The following is an 18,455-nucleotide window of genomic DNA, read 5'->3' on the forward strand; positions in this document are numbered from 1 at the left end:
ATGTAAGCCACTTACTTTAAGCGTGAATCAGCTTAATTGCCAAAGAGCCTGAACCCTTTGTTTCCAAGGGATTCAGGCTCTTCGGGTGGTTCTGAGGGGCATTAAATTTTAATGTCCAACGACTTGCCCAGGTAAGGATGCTGTGCGGCAGCAAAATCCTGCAGCATCACTGCCGCTTGGGCTGCTTGAGTATCCTGCACCTTGTTAAGCAAGGTGATTCCAACCGCCTGCTGAAGGGCATCTCCGCTGCTCACGGCGGCTAAAGCGCTGTTGATTTCCATTGTCATCACTCATTTCTTTTTCTGGATGCATACCAAGGGATAGCAAGGGCCCACACTTTATTATCGGCTGCGGTATTCCGACTCTTTATAGTTCAACACTTTACTAAAGAAACGGCATCGTACACACTGCAGCTACAGTGTTAATATTTTAGCCTGTTACCTTTTCATCCCATTAAGCATTAATCATCGTATCCATTAGGGTTATTGACCTGCCAGCGCCAGGAGTCCTCGCACATCTCTTCAATTCCCCTAACCGCAGCCCAACCCAATAACGCTTCTGCCTTAGACGGGTCCGCGTAGCATACGGCCACATCTCCCGATCTGCGCTCTGCAAAACGGTAAGGAATCATCCCCCCAAAAGCTTGCTCGAATGCACGAACCATCTCCAGCACACTGTAGCCTTTTCCAGTACCTAGATTATAGGCTTCGATTCCACTGCTGACCGTTACCTTTTCAAGCGCCTTCAAATGGCCAATAGCCAAATCGACCACATGAATATAATCTCTAACTCCGGTTCCGTCCATTGTCGGATAATCGCTGCCAAATATAATAAGCTCCTTCAGCTTTCCAACCGCAACTTGAGAAATATAAGGCATCAGATTGTTAGGTATTCCATTGGGGTCCTCACCAATTCTTCCGCTGGCATGAGCCCCAATAGGGTTAAAATAACGCAGAAGCGAAATGCTCCAGCTGTTATCTGATATGTAAAGATCCTGAAGAATCTGCTCGATCATAAGCTTCGTCTGTCCGTAAGGATTGGTTGCCGCCAGTGGAAAATGCTCTGATATCGGAACGTTTTCCGACATTCCATATACGGTAGCTGAAGAGCTGAACACCAGTTTTTTGACACCGTACTTTTGCATCGTTTCACAAAGGATGAGCGTTCCAGCAATGTTAGTATAATAATAGCGCAAAGGAAGCTCCACCGACTCCTCCACGGCCTTAAGTCCAGCTAAATGGATAACCGCCTCTATGCTGCTGTGAGCGAATACCTCTTCAACAGCCGAGCGGTCCAAAAGATCCAAGTGGTGAAATGGAAAGTCTTTACCTGCAAGCTCACGGATACGTTTCAAAGCTTCCGGCTTGCTGTTCGTTAGGCTATCCACAACTATGATTTCATAACCGTTGTTAAGCAGCTCGACACATGTATGACTTCCTATATAGCCTGCTCCGCCTGTAACCAGTACTGCCATTGCCAAGCCTCCAATCATGGATGGTCGATATTGCTCCTACGGATTGCTTATTTATTATAACAACCTGATTAATGGATTCCAATAATAGTAGACTAATCTTTCGTTGTGCAAAAAGTCACCTGCATGAAAAAGCTGTGCCACCCATTGCAAATATCGGCTCCGTTTATTAAGATTTTTATATATTCTTCTCACATAGATGCCAGAATGCTTTTATAACATTGGAGGAACCCTCGTATGAACAATAAAGAAGCTATATATTTTCTTGAGAACCAAGTTACTAAAGACAGGGATGGTCTTCCCGAGGATTTATTTTTGTTTGTGAGCCGGTTGACCCCCCTTATTTCTGTAGACCTGCTTATCAAAGACGATGAGGATCGAACGCTGTTTACATGGAGAGATGATGAGATATTCGGTAGAGGCTGGCATCTTCCGGGCGGCGTTATCCGGCATAACGAGCGATTCGAGGACCGTATCATTAAAGTAGGGCAGATTGAACTGGGAGCCAACCTCGCTTTCGATCTGGAGCCTTGCAGATTTGTTCAGGATCTGGATATCAGTAAACGGGATAGGGGACATTTTATCGCCTTTCTATACCGCTGCCGTTTGTTGTCCCAACCGGATGAATCCATACGTTACTCTTCAGCTGGGGAGCCGCGTGTGGGAGAATGGGCATGGTTTAGTGGCAAGCCTGAAGCTTTATTGAAGGTGCATGAGGTATATGAGCCCTATTTTGTTTAATAAATTTAGCATTCCAGGTTTATATTGCATCTAAGTTGGCTATATTGAATGATGTTGGTGTTGTTCAGGCAGAGACGAACGATAACCTCAGCCAAAGTCATGGTACGCATATTGCAATGGACTGATAGCTTATTCAACTTTGAGTTGTACTCATCGGTCAGAGACAGGTTGACCCGGTTGAAGCTCTTCTCGCGAACAAATAGCCTCCTCCATGCTCACTTAACATCGTAACTCCGTTACAGTGTTACTTGATGAGCAGGGGGAGGTTTTATTTCGTTTTTACACTTGCCAGCAAGTTGTTATGGATCTGGGTTATGTCCTGAATCTACTCTATTTAGTCTTAAGCATAGAGCAAGCAATCTATTACTGCATATTCTATATTAGTATAAGGGGTTGTTTAAATAGCCCCCTTTTGATCACGGACTATGAGGGAGTGGTACTATGCCCCAGCTTAAAATTTTATATTGTACTAATGATCGCACCAGCAATATTATCCGATCGGGAGAATTTTTCAAGCAGGAGGTCATGGAGCAGCAGGATGTGCTAGCCTTCTGCAAATTCAACTGACCGGATTTTATTTTACGGGTGCCCACAGGCTCAGTCTCTACATGCTGGGGGAAAAAGAGTTCACCCGAAATCTCATGCAAATGAATCATGCCGCTTGAATGAACAATGTGCATTCTTTCGAGCATATTGAGAAGCTCTCGGATGTTCCCAGGCCAATCGTGAGCCGTAAGCATTGCAATCGTTTCGTCAGACAGCTGCACCTGCTTGCCGTATTTATGATTAAGCTTATGGATATAATTAATAATCATGTATGGAATATCTTCTCTTCGTTCCCTTAGCGGCGGCACTTCGATTTCAACCAGATTCAAACGGTAATACAAATCTTGTCGGAACTGCCCTTCCTTGACAAGCTTCTTAATGTCCTTATTCGTTGCGGTAATAATTCGCACATCAACGCTTCGGTAGGAATTGCTCCCTAGCTTCATGAATGTTTTTTCCTCGATGATGTGGAGCATTTTCGCCTGCATGGCTAGAGGCATTTCCCCAACTTCGTCGAGAAAAATAGTACCGCCGTCGGCAGCCTCAAATTTCCCTGCCCTTGATTCTGTTGCGCCTGTAAAAGCACCCTTCTGGTATCCGAACAGCTCACTTTCCAGTAATGAGTCAGGAATGGCCGCACAATTAATGGAAACGAAGGGCTTGTCCTTGCGTTGGCTAATCTTGTGTATCCACTTGGATAGGGCTGTTTTCCCAACTCCACTTTCCCCTAATATTAAGATGGATGCATCCGTCTCCTTCACTTTATTAAAAAGCTCACGGACACCTTTCATTTTCTCGCTTTGAAATACCAGCTCTTCGTGGTCGCTCGTTGACGCAAGCTGCTCCTTTAGAACCCGATTTTCGAGCTGAAGACGTTTTTTATCGCATGCCTTCCCAACAATTTCTTTAATCAATTCCAGTTCGCTTGGTTTATTAAGATAATCAAATGCCCCCAGCCTCATAGCATCAACAGCATTCTCTACATTTCCGTATGCGGTTAGCATTATCACTTCCACATGGGGAAAATCGCTTTTAATTTTCTGAAGCACTTCTAGTCCAGTAAGGTCAGGAAGCATATAATCAAGGATCACAACATCTATATCCTCTTCTTTGACAATTTGTAATGCCGCATCCCCAGTTATCGCCTGAAACGTTCGAAAACCTGACTTTTTCAGCTTATGGGAGATGATACGGCATAAATCCTCTTCGTCATCAACGGTCAAAATTCCAAAAGAATAAGCCATTCTGATCTGCCTCCTACTTGTATGATAAGGCTTTACTTTGGAAATAAACTCTCGTTTCCAGCCTCTGCTAGTTTACACTCTCTGCCCCTCGTAACCGCGAAGACAAAATTTGCATTTCCTCCCTATACTTCATGACCGTTCTCCGGGAAATTTGAAGGCCCTCCCTGGTTAGCGTATCGGTAAGCAGTTGATCCGAGAGCGGCTTGCTTTTATTCTCTGCATCAACTAGCTCCCGAATTCGACATTTGATCCGTTCAGCGGAAGCAGCTTCTCCATCTGCAGTTATTAATCCAGTCGCGAAGAAAAATTTCAATTCAAACATGCCATGCGGCGTTTGGACCACCTTGTTCTGGATAGCGCGGCTTATCGTGGATTGATGGAGCTCTAGTTTATCAGCAATCGTTTTCAAATTCATTGGCTTCAAATAAGATAACCCTTTATCCAAAAAAAGCTGCTGCTCTTCAGTAATCGCCTCAATCACCCGGTAAAGCGTCTGCCTTCTTTGGTCCAAGCTTTGGATCAGCCACGTCGCGGTCTGAATACGCTTTCTTGCGTAATCTCCCGTTTCCTTGCAATCGCTCTCAGCACAAAGCTTCTGGACTTGTGTATTTAAAGACACTTTAGGCATTCCATCCTCATGCAGCATAATAACGTACTCGTCGCTTTTCTTTTGTATCGTGGCATCCGGTTTTAGATCAACTTGACGCTCGTGTCTGTAAGGAAGACCTGGACGCGGATTTAGCGTTCGAATAAATGCCAGTGATTGTTTTACCTGCTCCAAAGAAACATTCAGGACTTGAGCCAGGTGCTTCCATTTGCCAGACCCTAGCTCATGTATGTGATTACTAATCAGCACTTCCGCCAAGCGATCGGCCTTCTCAGCCCGCTGGAGTTGAATGAGCAAGCATTCTTGAAGCGTTCTCGCTGCTACCCCTGCAGGCTCTAAGGCTTGCAAGGCTTCTAGTGCTACTGCGACTTCCGTGACCTCCACTTGCAAGCAATATGCCGCTTCCTCAAGTGAAATATCTAATAAACCGCTTTCATTTAGGCTTCCAGCTAAAAACTTTGCAATATTATAAGAGCGATTATTGAGCTCAGTCAGGCGAAGCTGGCTTATCAGCACCATCTCCAGCGTATCGGGTTCGTTTGCGGTAAGCTCTACAAAAGCCATATTCCCATTGTTAGCTGCTTGCTTTACCTTGCTTCTACGGCTCTTGTTCTCGGTCCAGCTGACTTCAAGCAACGGATTTTCAGAGGATTGCTCATGCAAGTAGCTAACTAAATCCGCTGAAGATAATTGCAATATATGCATGGATTGAATGAGTTTTGGCGTGATAGTCAGGTTCAAATTTTGCTGCAATACTGCCGCATGGTTTACATTCATCCGGTTCACCTACCATTCGAGTGTATAAATATTATACAATAGCAGCATTTAAATAAAAATAACTAGATTTTAGTCGAGCCGTTCTTAAGGGGGGCTCGGATGCCCGTAAATATCCGAGAGCTTAGCTCCCATAAGGCTTTCGGACGTTTTCCTTCCCCTTTGAAACCCTGATTTCCGAGTATAATTTGCAGTATGCTAATGCTACTACGGCAGCAATCTTGTGACAAAACAGAACAAGTTTATTATGTTATAATATTCATAAGTGAGGATTGGAGTTGATCATATTGAATGACTTGCTTGATCCAAAAAATGACTTCGTGTTTAAACGGATTTTCGGCAGTGAAGAGAACAAAGACGTTCTGCTCACTTTCTTGAACACCACATTTGTAGAAGCAGGTGAGCCTCCGCTAACGGAGATCATTCTAATGAATCCTTATACAGATAAGGATTCACCACGTGACAAACAATCCATCGTTGATATTAAAGCAAAGACAACCGAGGGCGAACTTATAAATATTGAGATGCAGCTCTTTAACCAATACGATCGAAAAGCGAACATTGTTCTACTGGAGCAAACAATACTCTGGGCAACTGGTAGAAGGGCAACGATACCGTCTGTTGAAGAAGTGTGTGACAATTAATATTGTTAACTACTCCTTCCTGCCAAATAATCGTTACCATAATGTATTCCATTTAAACGAAGACCACAGCGGTATTCCACTCACTAACGATATTGAAATTCACATGCTAGAGCTCTCCAAACTGGATGATCAAGTTATCCCAATTGAGGGTGGCTTAGTGAATTGGTTGCTGTTTTTGAAGGGTCCTAGTAAATCGAACTGGGAGGTACTGACCATGAACGAACCAGTCTTACGTAAAGTGATGAATACGCTGGAGTTTTTAAGCCAGGATGCGGAAGCGCGGCGGTTGTACGAAATGCGTCAAAAAGCTTTGCATGACGAGGTGTCGATGATTGAAGGAGCCCGCGAAGAAGGCGAAGCTAAAGGACGAGAAGAAGGACGCTACAAGAAAGCCATTGAGGTAGCAAGGAAGATGCTGGCTAAGGGCAAAGACATGGACGAGATTGTTGAGTTTTCTGGACTGACTATTGAGGAAGTTGAGCGTTTGAAAGCACACTGAAATAAAAAGGCTGCATGAGAACTGTGCCCCGGTTTGTAGACACGCTGAAATAAACGCCTAGGACCATTACACGACTAAGAGATGATTCCTGTATTCGTCAGGGATCATCTTTTCTAATTCCCATTGGTAACGTTCTGAGTTATAAAAATGGATGTTTCCTCTATTGAAGTCATTCCCCGCTTCAAACAATTGAATCCGTGCTTCAGCACGTTTCAATTGTTCTTCCATAGACAAATCTTCAGCTGGTTTTCTCCCCTTTGCACCTTTATCACGGCGTTCTTCAAGAGGCCCACTCTCTCCAAGCGCTGAATAAGCTGCCCGCCAACGTTTCAAGCACTCATTAGGCTTTCGGTTGCCTATGATCGACAACTGAAATCCAGCCTCAATAAATATTTGCTGGGGAGTCTCTCTTTTTAGATAAGCTTGAATGGCACCCCGGAGGGCGGGCACTTTTTTTCAAAGTGTTCACCCTCCGGGGCACAGTTCAACAATACAGAAATCAACTTCTTCAAAATGCCTGGATTGAAAAATGTCCTTTACAATGAGTGCACCATGTTGCAAGGAGACAGCAGCTTCTCATTTTAAGACTTAGGATAGTGGTACTCTCCACGGTAGTTCGATGCGTTATAAAGGGGATACTTGCTTGGCACGGCAACAGGGCTATGCGTTGCAGCACGGTCCTGAGTGTAAATGTACATGCGCTGCGAGTCCCACAGCATAATCTCATCGCGCCCGTCACCAGTCAGATCAAGTACCTCCGCGCACAGGTCGGGATGGCCATCCTCTGGGAATATAACAACTCGCCTGCCATGTCCATCAATAAGTCCTCCATGCTGCGTGTTTCCATTCAGCAAAACAAGATCATTGCCGTCACCTGTCCAATTTACCGGAGTAATGACGTTACCATTGCAGGTGGGTTCGAATTGATGGAGAAGTCGTCCTTCACCGTCGAAGAAGTAGACAATGCCCTGTTCTCCCCAGAACGTGCTGACGCACAACTCCAAGCCTTCTAATTCCGGACGATAATTGCCTACACTTACACGCTGGGCATGGCCGATCATATGCTTGTGAACCAAGTTCCCCTGTAAATCGGCGATCATAAAGCCTTCTTCTCCCGATGCGATGGCAATGAGCGGCTCTTTGCGGGTCGGGTCCCAATGTCCGATCAAGATTTCATCGGTATGATCAGTTTCCACAGGTAAGGTAAATATTAGTTTGCCATCGTGGTCGACCAGATGGTAACCAACAAACATCTCATCCTTGCCATCACCGTTCACATCAGCCGTATAAGGGAAATGACCCGTTATGCCTTCGTGGAATGACCAGAGTGGCTCCAGTTCGTTGGTATAAGCCCAGACACGGCTATAACGGTCTTTAATAACAATATCCGTAGGTGTTTGCTTGCCCGAGAAATTAGCAATCCGAATCATATCCACATTAATCCGGTCAAAGGCGTACTCGTTGAACGGTACACTGAACAGCTCTCCGGTAGACTCGGAGGAAAGCGGTGTCGGAATTGAACGCTTAACCTCCCCAGTCCGTCCGTCCAGAATTTGTAGACGGAAGTTGCGTGCAACAATCACCTCGTCGAAGCCGTCACCATCGATGTCGCATACTTGGAAAGGCAAATCTGCCGATAGCAACAAGTGGTCAGTCAACGTACTTGGCTCTCCAAGCTGCCAGAGGACTTCACCTTCAAGCGTAATTGCAGTTAGGCAGCTAATATGTGCATAGGCATCCTTATGACCCCGTTTCTGATGCTGAGCGAGTACTAGCTGAAGCTCATTCCCACCCTTTAGATGGCCAAAACGAATCTGGCGAGCGGTTCCGAAGTTCTTGAAATCAATCGTTTTCCATAAGCGCGGCTGCGGGTATTCACTACGTAATTGTGCCAGCTTCAAAGAAGTGACATTAACTGCAGTCATCCAGTCCGCATGCTGCTGCTCGGTCATCGTTATGACAATGTCGCTATATTGGGCAGGCATCCGTGATGACAGCCCAATCTTCCCATTCTCATAGCTTGCATCCTCGACAAGCAGCAATACCTTGCCATCTACGCTTGCAGTGAGTTCAGCGCCGTTGCAAGCGACCTTTAGTCTATAACACGTATCACTATTATAAGCAAACGGAATCGAAGCCAACTCAGTAATATGCTGTTGATCTCGCTTCAGCAGTATAAGCCTGCCCTTTTCAAAGCCTAGAAAGTAGTAACGTCTGCCATGCTGGTAGCGGAATAGAATGCCCACGTGAGAGCCCGTCGATAACGGCCTTACAGTTGCTTCCATCGTGTAATCACTCCAGCTTTCATCCCCCTTTACAAGTAGTGGCCAATGAGCTGTAATTGCCGCCTGAGGCCTAGTCTGCTCCATATACTTGACGCCTGCATCCTCTGTCACAATCCATGTAGGCCCGAGCCATCCATAATAAACAACAGGATCATACCACCCACCCTTATTCCCTTCCGAGGGGTAATAATGGTATTCACCGATAGCAGAATGTTTCGGGTCATAAGGAAATGGTCCAATCGAGAATTGGTTGAAACGGTCATGCAATACGGTAATCATATCCAGTCGCCTCCAATTTAATAAGTACCTGACGGTATAAGGTTTGCAGCCGTTCCGTGAATAAGTATAGAGAAGAATATGCCTTCTCATGGTATTTCTGGTAAATAAATTCCCTTTCCTTCATATATTCGGATCGGATGCTGCTTTCATACAGGAAGGTGACGAGAATGAATAAGGACAGAATAAAAACAGAGCTGTCTTTGTTACGTTGAATAGACCAGAGCTTATGCAAGTCAGAGCCTCCCTTTTCCAAATGATGTCATTATAACACAGACTGTAAGGATTACTCTGCCATTCTACACACTTTGCAATAACTATTCATCTTTCTGAAAATTATCCATGGAGCAATCATAAAAGAATGTACATCCCCGAAGAAAGTAAACATATGCTGCCCCTGCGCTTCACTCCTATACTGAGAGCAAACCTGAACACCAAAACTTACAGCCGAAAGGGAGACCAAAGATGAAAGCGTCTGGGTTTGCCACGGTTTAGTGTTCTGTTCGCATTTATTTAAGTTATATAATCATAACCATCATTGATTATCTTCGATGAGAATATGGCTGTAATCAGGCATATTCAACTGCCTTTATAACCATAGCCAATAGCAAGAACATAATTCCAAGCTTACCGAAGTCATTACCCGGTTTGTCTTCTTTAAACTCAAGCCATTTCGTTTCAGCAGTTAAACTTCGTTATTAGCTTTTCAAAAATAAATAGGCAACAACCCAGGAAGCGAATTAACTGCTTCTCAAGTTGTTGCCTTGTTTACTGCGAATATCTAATAATCTTTCTTCTATTGAGCAATGTCCAAAAAATTACTGTGCAAGGTTTCCAAGAGTATGCGGTCGGCGGGATTTGAACCCGCACGTCCATGGGACACCACCCCCTCAAGATGGCGTGTCTGCCGTTCCACCACGACCGCGTAATATGAATTCAAAACAATTGCTTGCCGGTTTACCATTCGAGGAATATGGTGACCCGTAGGGGACTCGAACCCCTGTTACCTCCGTGAAAGGGAGGTGTCTTAACCACTTGACCAACGGGCCTTATTTGCTTAAATCTATCTTGTCTCTTTTTGACGACAAGTGTTATTATAGCGGAATGCCTGTTGAATGACAAGCTTTTTCTTACATTCGGGATGCTCGCTCTTCGATCGCGAGACTTCGCGGCTGGCATAGCCGCTTCGACGCCCCCTCTTCTCGGGTTCGAACCCCTCTCCTTAAACGTAGAAAAACCGCCTTCACAGGTGGTTCTTCTTCTACGGAGAGAGAGGGATGCTCGCTCTTCGATCGCGAGACTTCGCGGCCGACATAGCCGCTCCGACGCCCCCTCTTCTCGGGTTCGAACCTCTCTCCTTAAACGCAGAAAAACCGCCTTCACAGGCGGTTCTTCTTCTACGGAGAGAGAGGGATTCGAACCCTCGCACCACTTACGCAGTCTAACCCCTTAGCAGAGGGTCCCCTTATAGCCACTTGGGTATCTCTCCAAAAAGAAATGGCTCCCCGAACAGGACTCGAACCTGTGACAACTCGATTAACAGTCGAGTGCTCTACCAACTGAGCTATCAGGGAAAGACAATTTTTAATTTATCATGAATGCTCCTTCAAGTCAAGCTTCAGAAGCTTCAATTTACCCCGACAATTTCCACAAGCATATTTTCGTGGATCCATCTTTCTTTTTCGCAAATATTCGGTCGGGCAGCTTGTACATACAAGCTTGTAACGATATGGCTCGCGGCGCTTGGCTGTCGGGAGTGATTTGCAGAACCGTGTGCCCCCTACCTGCTGCAGCAGCGACTTGAATTCCGCATCCCGATGCTGGTAGCCTCGCTTCAGTATGTGCAGGTGATAATGGCACAGTTCATGCTTGATAATTTTTTCGACATCGTCTGCACCAAACTGCTCATACTGCTGCCAGCTGATTTCAATATCATGCGACTTGGTGAAATATCTGCCTCCAGTTGAAGTAAGCCTGCGATTGAACCGGGCCTGGTGCACAAAAGGGCGCCCGAACGATGTTATTGAAACTCGTTCCACCCACTCCTGCAATTGCTCGTCCTTCATGATCTTGCCACCTCGGTCTGTTTCATAATCTCACTTGAATTGTAACCGCATCATAGGCTACACTGTCAAGTAGGTATTATTTCTATCGGAATTTCTATAAACCCAAGCAAACGCCCGAGAGGAGCCTCACCCATGTCCAAAATGAGATATGCTGTTCTACAGCTTAACGACCACGTTGAATTTGTTGAGCTGCCTGCAACACATACGTACCAACTAACCGCCCTAAACAAACGTTTGCATAAAGAACTCGACAAATTAACAGCATCCAATGTACCTGCTCTACCCAAAGTCATCGCGGAATGTGATGAACTGGATATTGTTACTGAAGAGCACAAGCTGCACCACGGTCTGGAATACATTAATGAATTGGAAAAAACCTTTTCCTCCATCAAGGAGGAAGCCTATCCGTTAGTATCCCTTCTAACTGAAATTCGTGCGCTGCAAGCTCAATTGGAGCAATGGTACGAGGACGAAGAAGAACTGGCTAATTAGGACCTGCACCCATAAGCCCACCCGACCATATCCTATACTATGATAACGGTTTAAAGCCCCCTGTTTGAGCAGCATGAGAAGGGCCTTTAAGCACGCATAATAGGTTAGCGGGAAGGGGCTGTTACGTTTGCCACAATGGTTATGCAATCAACTAATGCGCGCATTCTACAACAAAAACCACAGACAAGTAAGGCTGTTGAACGACTGTTGGTTTTTCTATCGGACGCGGCGGAGCGATGCGGAGGAATCTTCGTCCTCTCAACTCCATTAGCATAGGACTCCTTAATGAAAAAAACAGAGCAGCAGACTGGAAGGTAACCCTCCTATCTCGTGCTCTGTTTTTTTGTGTACGTGTAACGCAAGCTTATGACGGGTTTTTCATCGTCAAGCTGACACGGCCTTTTTTCAAATCAACGCTCAACACCCATACGGTCACCGTATCGCCAACAGACACGACATCTTTAGGATGTTTGACGAATGTATTACTCAATTGAGAAATGTGGACGAGACCATCGTTCTTAATCCCAATATCAACGAACGCCCCGAAATCAATAACATTACGAACCGTTCCCTGAAGCTCCATACCCGCTTTCAAATCTTCAAGCTGCAGCACATCGGTGCGGAATATCGGCGCTGGCAGCTCATCCCGCGGATCGCGTCCAGGACGCTGGAGGCTGTCCAGAATGTCTCGCAGCGTAGGCACCCCTACGCCCAGCTTGGTCGCCAGCTCTGCGGCTTCTACCTGCTGCAGCATCTCCTTGAGCTGCTGGGTGCCCACTTGTGTAAGCTCGAGCTTCAGCTCGCGAAACAGAGTATCCACCGCGGCGTACGATTCCGGATGAATCGGCGTGCTGTCGAGCGGATTTTTCCCATCACTAATCCGCAGAAAGCCCGCACATTGCTCATAAGCCTTCGCTCCGAGCCTCGGTACCTTTTGAAGCTGCGCACGGCTTGTAAACTTGCCATTTTCCTCGCGGTACTTCACAATATTTTTGGCCAATGTGCTGTTGATACCCGAAACATAGGATAGCAGCGATGGAGAAGCGGTATTAACATCTACTCCTACATGGTTAACCGCCGACTCTACTACGAAGGTTAAGCTCTCATCCAGCCGCTTTTGCGTTACATCATGCTGATACTGGCCTACGCCGATAGCCTTCGGTTCTATCTTAACCAGCTCAGCCAGTGGGTCCTGAAGACGTCTCGCAATTGAGATCGCACTGCGTTCAGCCACGTCCAGGTCCGGGAACTCCCCTGCTGCCAGCTTGGAGGCGGAATATACGCTCGCTCCGGCTTCGTTAACGATCAAGTATTGCAGGCTGCGATCCTTGATCTCACTTATAAGCTCAGCCACGAATTGCTCCGTTTCCCTCGATGCCGTACCGTTACCGATTACGATCAGCTCAACTCCATAGGTTTCAATCAGCTTGCGAAACTTGGCTTTTGCTTCCGTTACTTTATTGTTAGGCGGAGTCGGGTACGTTACGGCGATTTCCAGCATTTTGCCTGTATCATCAACAACCGCCAGCTTGCAGCCTGTCCGAAACGCAGGATCGACGCCCAGCACTACCTTTCCTTTTACCGGCGCTTGCAGCAAAAGGTTACGCAAATTTTCGGCAAACACCTCAATCGCTTTTTCCTCAGCCATTTCCGTCATTTCATTACGTACCTCACGTTCAATTGACGGGGCCAGCAGACGCTTGTATGCATCTTCAATGACGGCGGTCAACGTATCTTTTACGACGGAAGGACCTTTCACCAGCTGACGCCCCATATACTCATGAATGCGGTCGGTCTGAACGTCCATCGCCACCTTCAACACATCCTCGCGCTCTCCGCGATTGATTGCCAGAATACGATGGGGCGGCAGCTTGCGAACCGGCTCCTGATAGCTGTAATACATTTCGTATACGGACTCCTGCTCTGCATTCTTTGCTTCAGTCCGGATCAGTCCTTGATCATATGTATATTTACGCACCCATGCCCGCACTTTAGCATCATCGGCGATTTGTTCCGCTATTATGTCCATAGCCCCCTGTACAGCTTCCGCCGCGGTGGCTACCCCCTTGTCTTCGCTCACATAGTTCTCAGCCTCCACCAGTAAATCCCCTTGGCGAGGTTGAGACAAAATCCACTGGGCCAACGGCTCGAGTCCTTTTTCCTTGGCGACGCTGGCACGTGTTTTGCGTTTTTGACGATAAGGCCGGTACAGGTCCTCCAGCTCTTGAAGCTTGACCGACTGCTCTATAGATACCCTTAGCTCATCCGTCAGCTTGCCTTGCTCATCAATAAGCCGAATAACCTCCAGCTTCCGAGACTCCAGGTTACGCAAATACGTTAAACGCTCCTCGATATCTCTCAGCTGATTTTCGTCCAGCTCCCCAGTCATTTCCTTACGGTAACGTGCGATAAAAGGAATGGTATTACCTTCATCCAGCAGTCCAACTGTCGTGCGCACCTTGCCTATTGCCAGCTGCAGTTCTGCGGCAATTTGCTTTTGAATCCTCTCCTGAATCGCCGCCTTCATTTCGTCAGTTATCTCTACCTTGTCTTTTGTTTCTTCCAACTGCAACACTTCTTCCTTCGACATCGTCATATAGGGTAGACCTCCTCTATAGTAGGAAAACATTGTTTTTTCGACAATCTGAAGCAAAAAAAAGAGAAGCCCCTCACGCGGCCCCTCGCTTCAATCCATAAAATGCATTAAAACTCAATCAGTCCCACGCTAATTTGCAATGCATCATCTACTTTGCGCATCGTCTCTTCATCTAGGTGAGTAATTTTATCTGTGAGACGCTGCTTATCAATCGTGCGAATTTGCTCAAGCAAAATGACAGAATCCCGGTCAAAACCATGCGCCTCCGCATCAATCTCTACGTGCGTAGGCAGCTTTGCCTTTTGAATCTGTGCTGTAATAGCCGCAACGATGACCGTCGGACTGAAACGATTGCCAATATCATTTTGAATAATCAGAACAGGCCTGATGCCTCCCTGCTCCGATCCAACGACAGGTGATAGATCCGCAAAAAAAACATCGCCACGTTTGACAATCACAGTTACACCCCGCTAACTAAACGATCCAGAGTGTTATCTGCTTCTTCCTCCGCCTGAAATGCCTCCGAGGCCATGTTTAAATTGATCTTTGCCATTTCCATGTAACCCCGCTGCATCGATTCCCTCAGGTGACGTTTCTTTCTTTCCACCAAATAAAGCTTCATCGCCTGGCGAATAAATTCGCTGCGATTGGAGTTTTCCTTTTCCACGATACCATCTACTTCTTGCAATAAATAATCCGGTAAGCTAATCATTATTCGTTTCGTGTTATGTGCGTTGGACACCAAGCATGCACCCCCAAAAACATACAAACCTTATTACCATTATGGCGAATATACAGCAAAATTATACAAAATGAGTATATGCACTAAGTATAGCAATTATGTTATACCTGTTTTCACCACATAATCTCAATTCCACAGAAGTATGTAGTATACTTATTCGCGGTTGAACCTGAAAATCCTCTCCAGCTTTAACAAATTAATGGTTGGCAATTTACACCAAGCTTGCTACTCTCGAGAACTTGAGCCCTGCCGGAGCAGCGGGTTGACTGTAGACACTACGACACCATCACGGATATAGATTCTAGGAACACGATGCGAAATCATACAAGTAATCTCATAATTGACCGTACCCAACCAGTCAGCATGCTCCTCCGCGGTTATCCGTTCCGTGCCTTGCATACCCAGAATAACTACTTCTTCCTCACTATGAATATCGGCAAGCCCCGTCACATTCACCATACATTGATCCATGCAAATTCTGCCGACGACCGGAACCCGCTCCCCTTTTACCAGAACCTGAGCCTTCCCAGTCAACATGCGTGAATAACCGTCAGCATATCCAATAGGCAAAGTTGCAATCGTTTCTTCTTCAGTGGTACGGTATATCGTCCCATAGCTGATGCCTGAATCGGGCGGTATTGTTTTCACCATGACAACCCCACTCTTAATGCTAAGTACAGGCTGCAGCTCAATCAGTTCATGATTAACCTCTTTAGACGGATACATCCCGTACATGCTAATACCCAGACGTACCATATTATACGTTAGCTCAGGCGAATCAATTGCCGCAGCGCTGTTGCCTGCATGCACATATGCAAATTCTATCCCTCGGTCGCGAAAATATTGCACTACCCGGTCAAACCTCTGATGCTGCTCTATGGTAAAGGTTTTATCTGTTTCATCCGCACATGCATAATGGGTAAACAGCCCCTCGATATTCAGTCCCGGGATCGCAAGCGCCCTCTCTATAAGCTCAATAGCCTCAGCTTCCGTAGATAAGCCCAGTCGATTCATCCCTGAATCGATTTTCACATGAATAGACAGCGGCTTCTCTCGTGGCTCTAAACGTTCAAAAACATCCAATACCTCATGGCTGTACACATTAACCGTTATATCGTGTTCCCAAGCCGCCTCAAGGCCTTCTGGAGGTGTATAGCCCAATACCAAGATCGGTGCTGTAATACCAGCCTGGCGCAATTCCAAGCCCTCATCCAAAAAAGCTACCGCTATGTACTCAACACCACAGCGAAGCGCCTCTCGGCTAACCTCGACGGCTCCATGCCCGTAAGCGTCCGCTTTGACCACAGCCATCATTTTTACATGTGCAGGCAATACCCGCCTAAATTCATTCAAATTGGTTCGTAAAGCATCCAATGAAATCTCTACCCTCGTTGGCCGAAAAAACGAATCCATAAGTCCACCTTCTCTATGACAATCAAGGGAAGCCCCCTGTACAGGGAGCTTCCCCCTCAACGTGCCGTATGATGATTTTTTCAATAAACTTATGGTAATCCCATCTCACACGAGTGTCAATGTACAAAATATTGAATAGGAAATTATCAGGGAAACGTTAGTTGCATTTTCGGTAATGATATCCAGCGGGCTTATTTATAGAAGCAATTTGTTTCCGGCATTAAACGATCACCCCATTGAAAGGAGCCGCTCATTTCCCTCACTTGCCCATTTCGCCCTGTACTGCTTGAGCTACCTTAATCATCTCTGTCATCGGGAGATCCCCGGTTGACAGCCTGAACTCCACTCCGTCGTAAGTCCACATTAATGTCTTTTTCTCATCACCCGTTACAACCGCCAAGGTGTAGCCCAAGTCTACGATATCCCCTGGAAGAACTGACACCGTCTGTGTCTGAGGATGTGATTCCACCAATGTATAGTTATATTTGCCGGAGTAGCGCAGCATGACCGCTTTCTCTTCGCCAAGCTTAATCTCATTAACATCCTGGCGCTTTACACCGCTAGGTGTATAGTAAGGCTCTATCACTCCGAATTGCTTCTGAGCGGCTGCTTTTTGCTTGGCTGCATCTGCAGGAGTGACCGCTGCGGCTCCGCTAACGGCTGTGCCGGTAGCAGCAGCTCCTGCCTTGCTCTGCGCTCCATTGCTGGTTGTAGCTGCTGCCGGCGCTCCACCGTTGGCTCCAGTGCCTGGTGCCGCTGCCGCTCCTGCCTTGGTGCCCGCGGCTTGCCCTGCCGCCGCAGTGCCTGCGCCTGTCGCTTGGCCCGCTGGGGCGCCGGTGGCTGCTGCCGGACCTGCTGCCTTGCCTTGGTCAGCGGCACCGTCCTTGCCTGCCGCCGTTCCAGTAGCTGCGGCGGCTCCAGTTCCCGCAGCTTGACCCGCTGCGGCTCCACTAGTGCCCGCGGTTCCCGCGCTTGCTCCTTGCCCTGCTGCCGCCCCTGTGGCGCCTGCTGGACCTGCCGCTGCGCCAGCTGCCCCGGCCTTGCCGCTATTTGCAGCTGTTGTTCCGACTTTGCCGGCATCAGCTGCCTTAGCATCGCCCGCTGGAGCGGCTGCCATAGTTGGCAAAGTCTCGATCTTCCAGCTTGTCATGTTGCGCTGCATATCGAACGAATCCTTTTCAAACTTCTTACTAAACTCAAACTGATTGAAATCCACAATTACCATGACATTTGCATTGGAGTCGGATACTTCAACGTGCTGAGGAGCATAAGTCTTTTTATCCAACCAAATCTTCTGCCGCGCCAACGAACCGTTCTGATAATTCGCCAACACATCGAACACATACCCTTTATCATCTGTTGTAAATTGACGTTCATTATCCAGTAGAATGCTCTGAACCAAAGACTGATACAAATACACCTGCCCTTGATTCTCTGGCCAATCGCTCTGGAAGCGGAAGCTCTTGTTCAAATGCGGCGTCAAAACAAATACTCCATCATCGTTGCGCAGCACGATCTGTGTGATATCCTTCTTATCATTTTTCAAAGAAATGCGGTAATAATGAGGGTTCTGATACCATACATCCACTTGATACTCCTGCGGCTCCTGACCCGTATGCAGGATCATACGCCCACTGCCTTGATAACTGTCCAACTTGTTCAACATCGTGTCCAAATCCTTAACTACTGATCCTGCATCCTTCTTGCCGCACCCCGCCAACACAAGGCTTAAGCACATCACTAAGGCAATCACCCACGTGACTCGCCGCATTTCAATCCCCTCCAGCACATAGTAAATAGCAACTGATAACATGTCTATGTGGGGACTTGGACAATTATGCAGACTAGCATGACGAGCTGTAAAACTTTTGGTTGGCTGAATATTATTGCCATACTAAGAGCTCATCTTGGACCATCGTCCTTGCAGCATACAGAAAAGAGAGAAGCGCTCGGCCAATGTCATTAAGTTAAGGCATAGGGCTAAATATCAAAAAAGAGCTGGTTATCGAAAAGATAGCCCGCTCTTTTTTTGCCTGAAGATGAAAAATAGGACTTGACA

The 18,455-nt window shown here is 46.7% G+C and carries 16 protein-coding genes, 4 tRNA genes and 1 pseudogene; 4 read left to right on the forward strand and 17 right to left on the reverse strand.

What is annotated here, in order from left to right:
* Nucleotides 1-101: 101 nt before the first annotated feature.
* Entirely contained in the window at nt 102-281 is a 180-nt protein-coding gene (locus ACFQ0C_RS25935; RefSeq protein WP_379370911.1) for a YjfB family protein, read from the reverse strand.
* A gap of 179 nt (nt 282-460) precedes the next feature.
* The gene (gene galE / locus ACFQ0C_RS25940) at nt 461-1,474 is read right to left on the reverse strand and encodes a UDP-glucose 4-epimerase GalE (protein WP_379370913.1); all 1,014 of its coding nucleotides are present in this window, start codon (nt 1,472-1,474) and stop codon (nt 461-463) included.
* A gap of 234 nt (nt 1,475-1,708) precedes the next feature.
* On the opposite strand from galE, the gene ACFQ0C_RS25945 reads away from it, so the two are divergent.
* A complete protein-coding gene (locus ACFQ0C_RS25945) occupies nt 1,709-2,212 on the forward strand; it encodes an NUDIX hydrolase (protein ID WP_379370915.1) in 504 nt (167 codons plus the stop codon).
* Between the two features lie 416 nt (nt 2,213-2,628).
* Here ACFQ0C_RS25945 and ACFQ0C_RS25950 read toward each other — a convergent pair whose 3' ends face one another.
* Together ACFQ0C_RS25950 and rpoN are read right to left on the reverse strand one after the other, a co-directional pair.
* On the reverse strand, nt 2,629-4,002 hold the full coding sequence (locus ACFQ0C_RS25950; RefSeq protein ID WP_379370917.1) for a sigma-54-dependent transcriptional regulator: 1,374 nt from the start codon (nt 4,000-4,002) through the stop codon (nt 2,629-2,631).
* Nucleotides 4,003-4,069: 67 nt separating this feature from the next.
* A complete protein-coding gene (gene rpoN / locus ACFQ0C_RS25955; RefSeq protein WP_379370919.1) occupies nt 4,070-5,386 on the reverse strand; it encodes an RNA polymerase factor sigma-54 in 1,317 nt (438 codons plus the stop codon).
* A gap of 284 nt (nt 5,387-5,670) precedes the next feature.
* On the opposite strand from rpoN, the pseudogene ACFQ0C_RS25960 reads away from it, so the two are divergent.
* Nucleotides 5,671-6,526 (forward strand): annotated as a pseudogene (locus ACFQ0C_RS25960) (Rpn family recombination-promoting nuclease/putative transposase).
* Nucleotides 6,527-6,592: 66 nt separating this feature from the next.
* On the opposite strand, the gene ACFQ0C_RS25965 reads toward ACFQ0C_RS25960, so the two are convergent.
* The 8 genes from ACFQ0C_RS25965 to ACFQ0C_RS26000 all read right to left on the reverse strand — a co-directional run bounded on the left by ACFQ0C_RS25965 (nt 6,593) and on the right by ACFQ0C_RS26000 (nt 11,153).
* Entirely contained in the window at nt 6,593-6,895 is a 303-nt protein-coding gene (locus tag ACFQ0C_RS25965; protein WP_379370922.1) for an IS3 family transposase, read from the reverse strand.
* Nucleotides 6,896-7,107: 212 nt separating this feature from the next.
* On the reverse strand, nt 7,108-9,090 hold the full coding sequence (locus tag ACFQ0C_RS25970) for a rhamnogalacturonan lyase family protein (protein WP_379370924.1): 1,983 nt from the start codon (nt 9,088-9,090) through the stop codon (nt 7,108-7,110).
* Complete coding sequence (locus tag ACFQ0C_RS25975; RefSeq protein WP_379370926.1) at nt 9,071-9,322, reverse strand: hypothetical protein; 252 nt, start codon at nt 9,320-9,322, stop codon at nt 9,071-9,073. Before ACFQ0C_RS25975 ends, ACFQ0C_RS25970 begins: the two co-directional genes overlap by 20 nt.
* Nucleotides 9,323-9,930: 608 nt before the next feature.
* Nucleotides 9,931-10,012: transfer RNA gene (locus ACFQ0C_RS25980), tRNA-Leu, on the reverse strand.
* A 49-nt stretch (nt 10,013-10,061) separates the two neighbouring features.
* Nucleotides 10,062-10,136 (reverse strand) — tRNA-Glu (locus ACFQ0C_RS25985).
* Between the two features lie 351 nt (nt 10,137-10,487).
* Nucleotides 10,488-10,576: transfer RNA gene (locus tag ACFQ0C_RS25990), tRNA-Ser, on the reverse strand.
* Between the two features lie 9 nt (nt 10,577-10,585).
* A tRNA-Asn gene (locus ACFQ0C_RS25995) sits at nt 10,586-10,661 on the reverse strand.
* Nucleotides 10,662-10,679: 18 nt separating this feature from the next.
* Nucleotides 10,680-11,153, reverse strand: coding sequence for a SprT family protein (locus ACFQ0C_RS26000; RefSeq protein WP_258217543.1), 474 nt, complete (start codon nt 11,151-11,153; stop codon nt 10,680-10,682).
* A 132-nt stretch (nt 11,154-11,285) separates the two neighbouring features.
* On the opposite strand from ACFQ0C_RS26000, the gene ACFQ0C_RS26005 reads away from it, so the two are divergent.
* Together ACFQ0C_RS26005 and cmpA are read left to right on the forward strand one after the other, a co-directional pair.
* Nucleotides 11,286-11,645 (forward strand): hydrolase/acyltransferase, encoded by a 360-nt coding sequence (locus ACFQ0C_RS26005; protein WP_379370928.1) that lies wholly within the window; start codon nt 11,286-11,288, stop codon nt 11,643-11,645.
* Nucleotides 11,646-11,772: 127 nt separating this feature from the next.
* Nucleotides 11,773-11,916, forward strand: coding sequence for a cortex morphogenetic protein CmpA (cmpA, locus tag ACFQ0C_RS26010; RefSeq protein ID WP_258217541.1), 144 nt, complete (start codon nt 11,773-11,775; stop codon nt 11,914-11,916).
* A 93-nt stretch (nt 11,917-12,009) separates the two neighbouring features.
* On the opposite strand, the gene ACFQ0C_RS26015 is transcribed toward cmpA, so the two are convergent.
* From ACFQ0C_RS26015 to ACFQ0C_RS26035, 5 genes are all read right to left on the reverse strand, one after another.
* Nucleotides 12,010-14,172 carry a Tex family protein gene (locus ACFQ0C_RS26015; RefSeq protein WP_379370940.1) on the reverse strand — a complete coding sequence of 721 codons (2,163 nt, stop codon included), beginning with the start codon at nt 14,170-14,172 and terminating at the stop codon, nt 12,010-12,012.
* Between the two features lie 176 nt (nt 14,173-14,348).
* Complete coding sequence (locus ACFQ0C_RS26020; protein WP_014649298.1) at nt 14,349-14,699, reverse strand: type II toxin-antitoxin system PemK/MazF family toxin; 351 nt, start codon at nt 14,697-14,699, stop codon at nt 14,349-14,351.
* A 2-nt stretch (nt 14,700-14,701) separates the two neighbouring features.
* Entirely contained in the window at nt 14,702-14,983 is a 282-nt protein-coding gene (locus ACFQ0C_RS26025; protein WP_076235529.1) for a CopG family ribbon-helix-helix protein, read from the reverse strand.
* A gap of 225 nt (nt 14,984-15,208) precedes the next feature.
* On the reverse strand, nt 15,209-16,396 hold the full coding sequence (gene alr, locus ACFQ0C_RS26030) for an alanine racemase (RefSeq protein WP_379370931.1): 1,188 nt from the start codon (nt 16,394-16,396) through the stop codon (nt 15,209-15,211).
* Between the two features lie 259 nt (nt 16,397-16,655).
* Nucleotides 16,656-18,167 carry an outer membrane lipoprotein-sorting protein gene (locus ACFQ0C_RS26035; RefSeq protein WP_379370933.1) on the reverse strand — a complete coding sequence of 504 codons (1,512 nt, stop codon included), beginning with the start codon at nt 18,165-18,167 and terminating at the stop codon, nt 16,656-16,658.
* Between the last annotated feature and the right edge of the window lie 288 nt (nt 18,168-18,455).

Source organism: Paenibacillus sp. GCM10027630 (genome assembly GCF_042676305.1).
GTDB lineage: Bacteria > Bacillota > Bacilli > Paenibacillales > NBRC-103111 > Paenibacillus_S.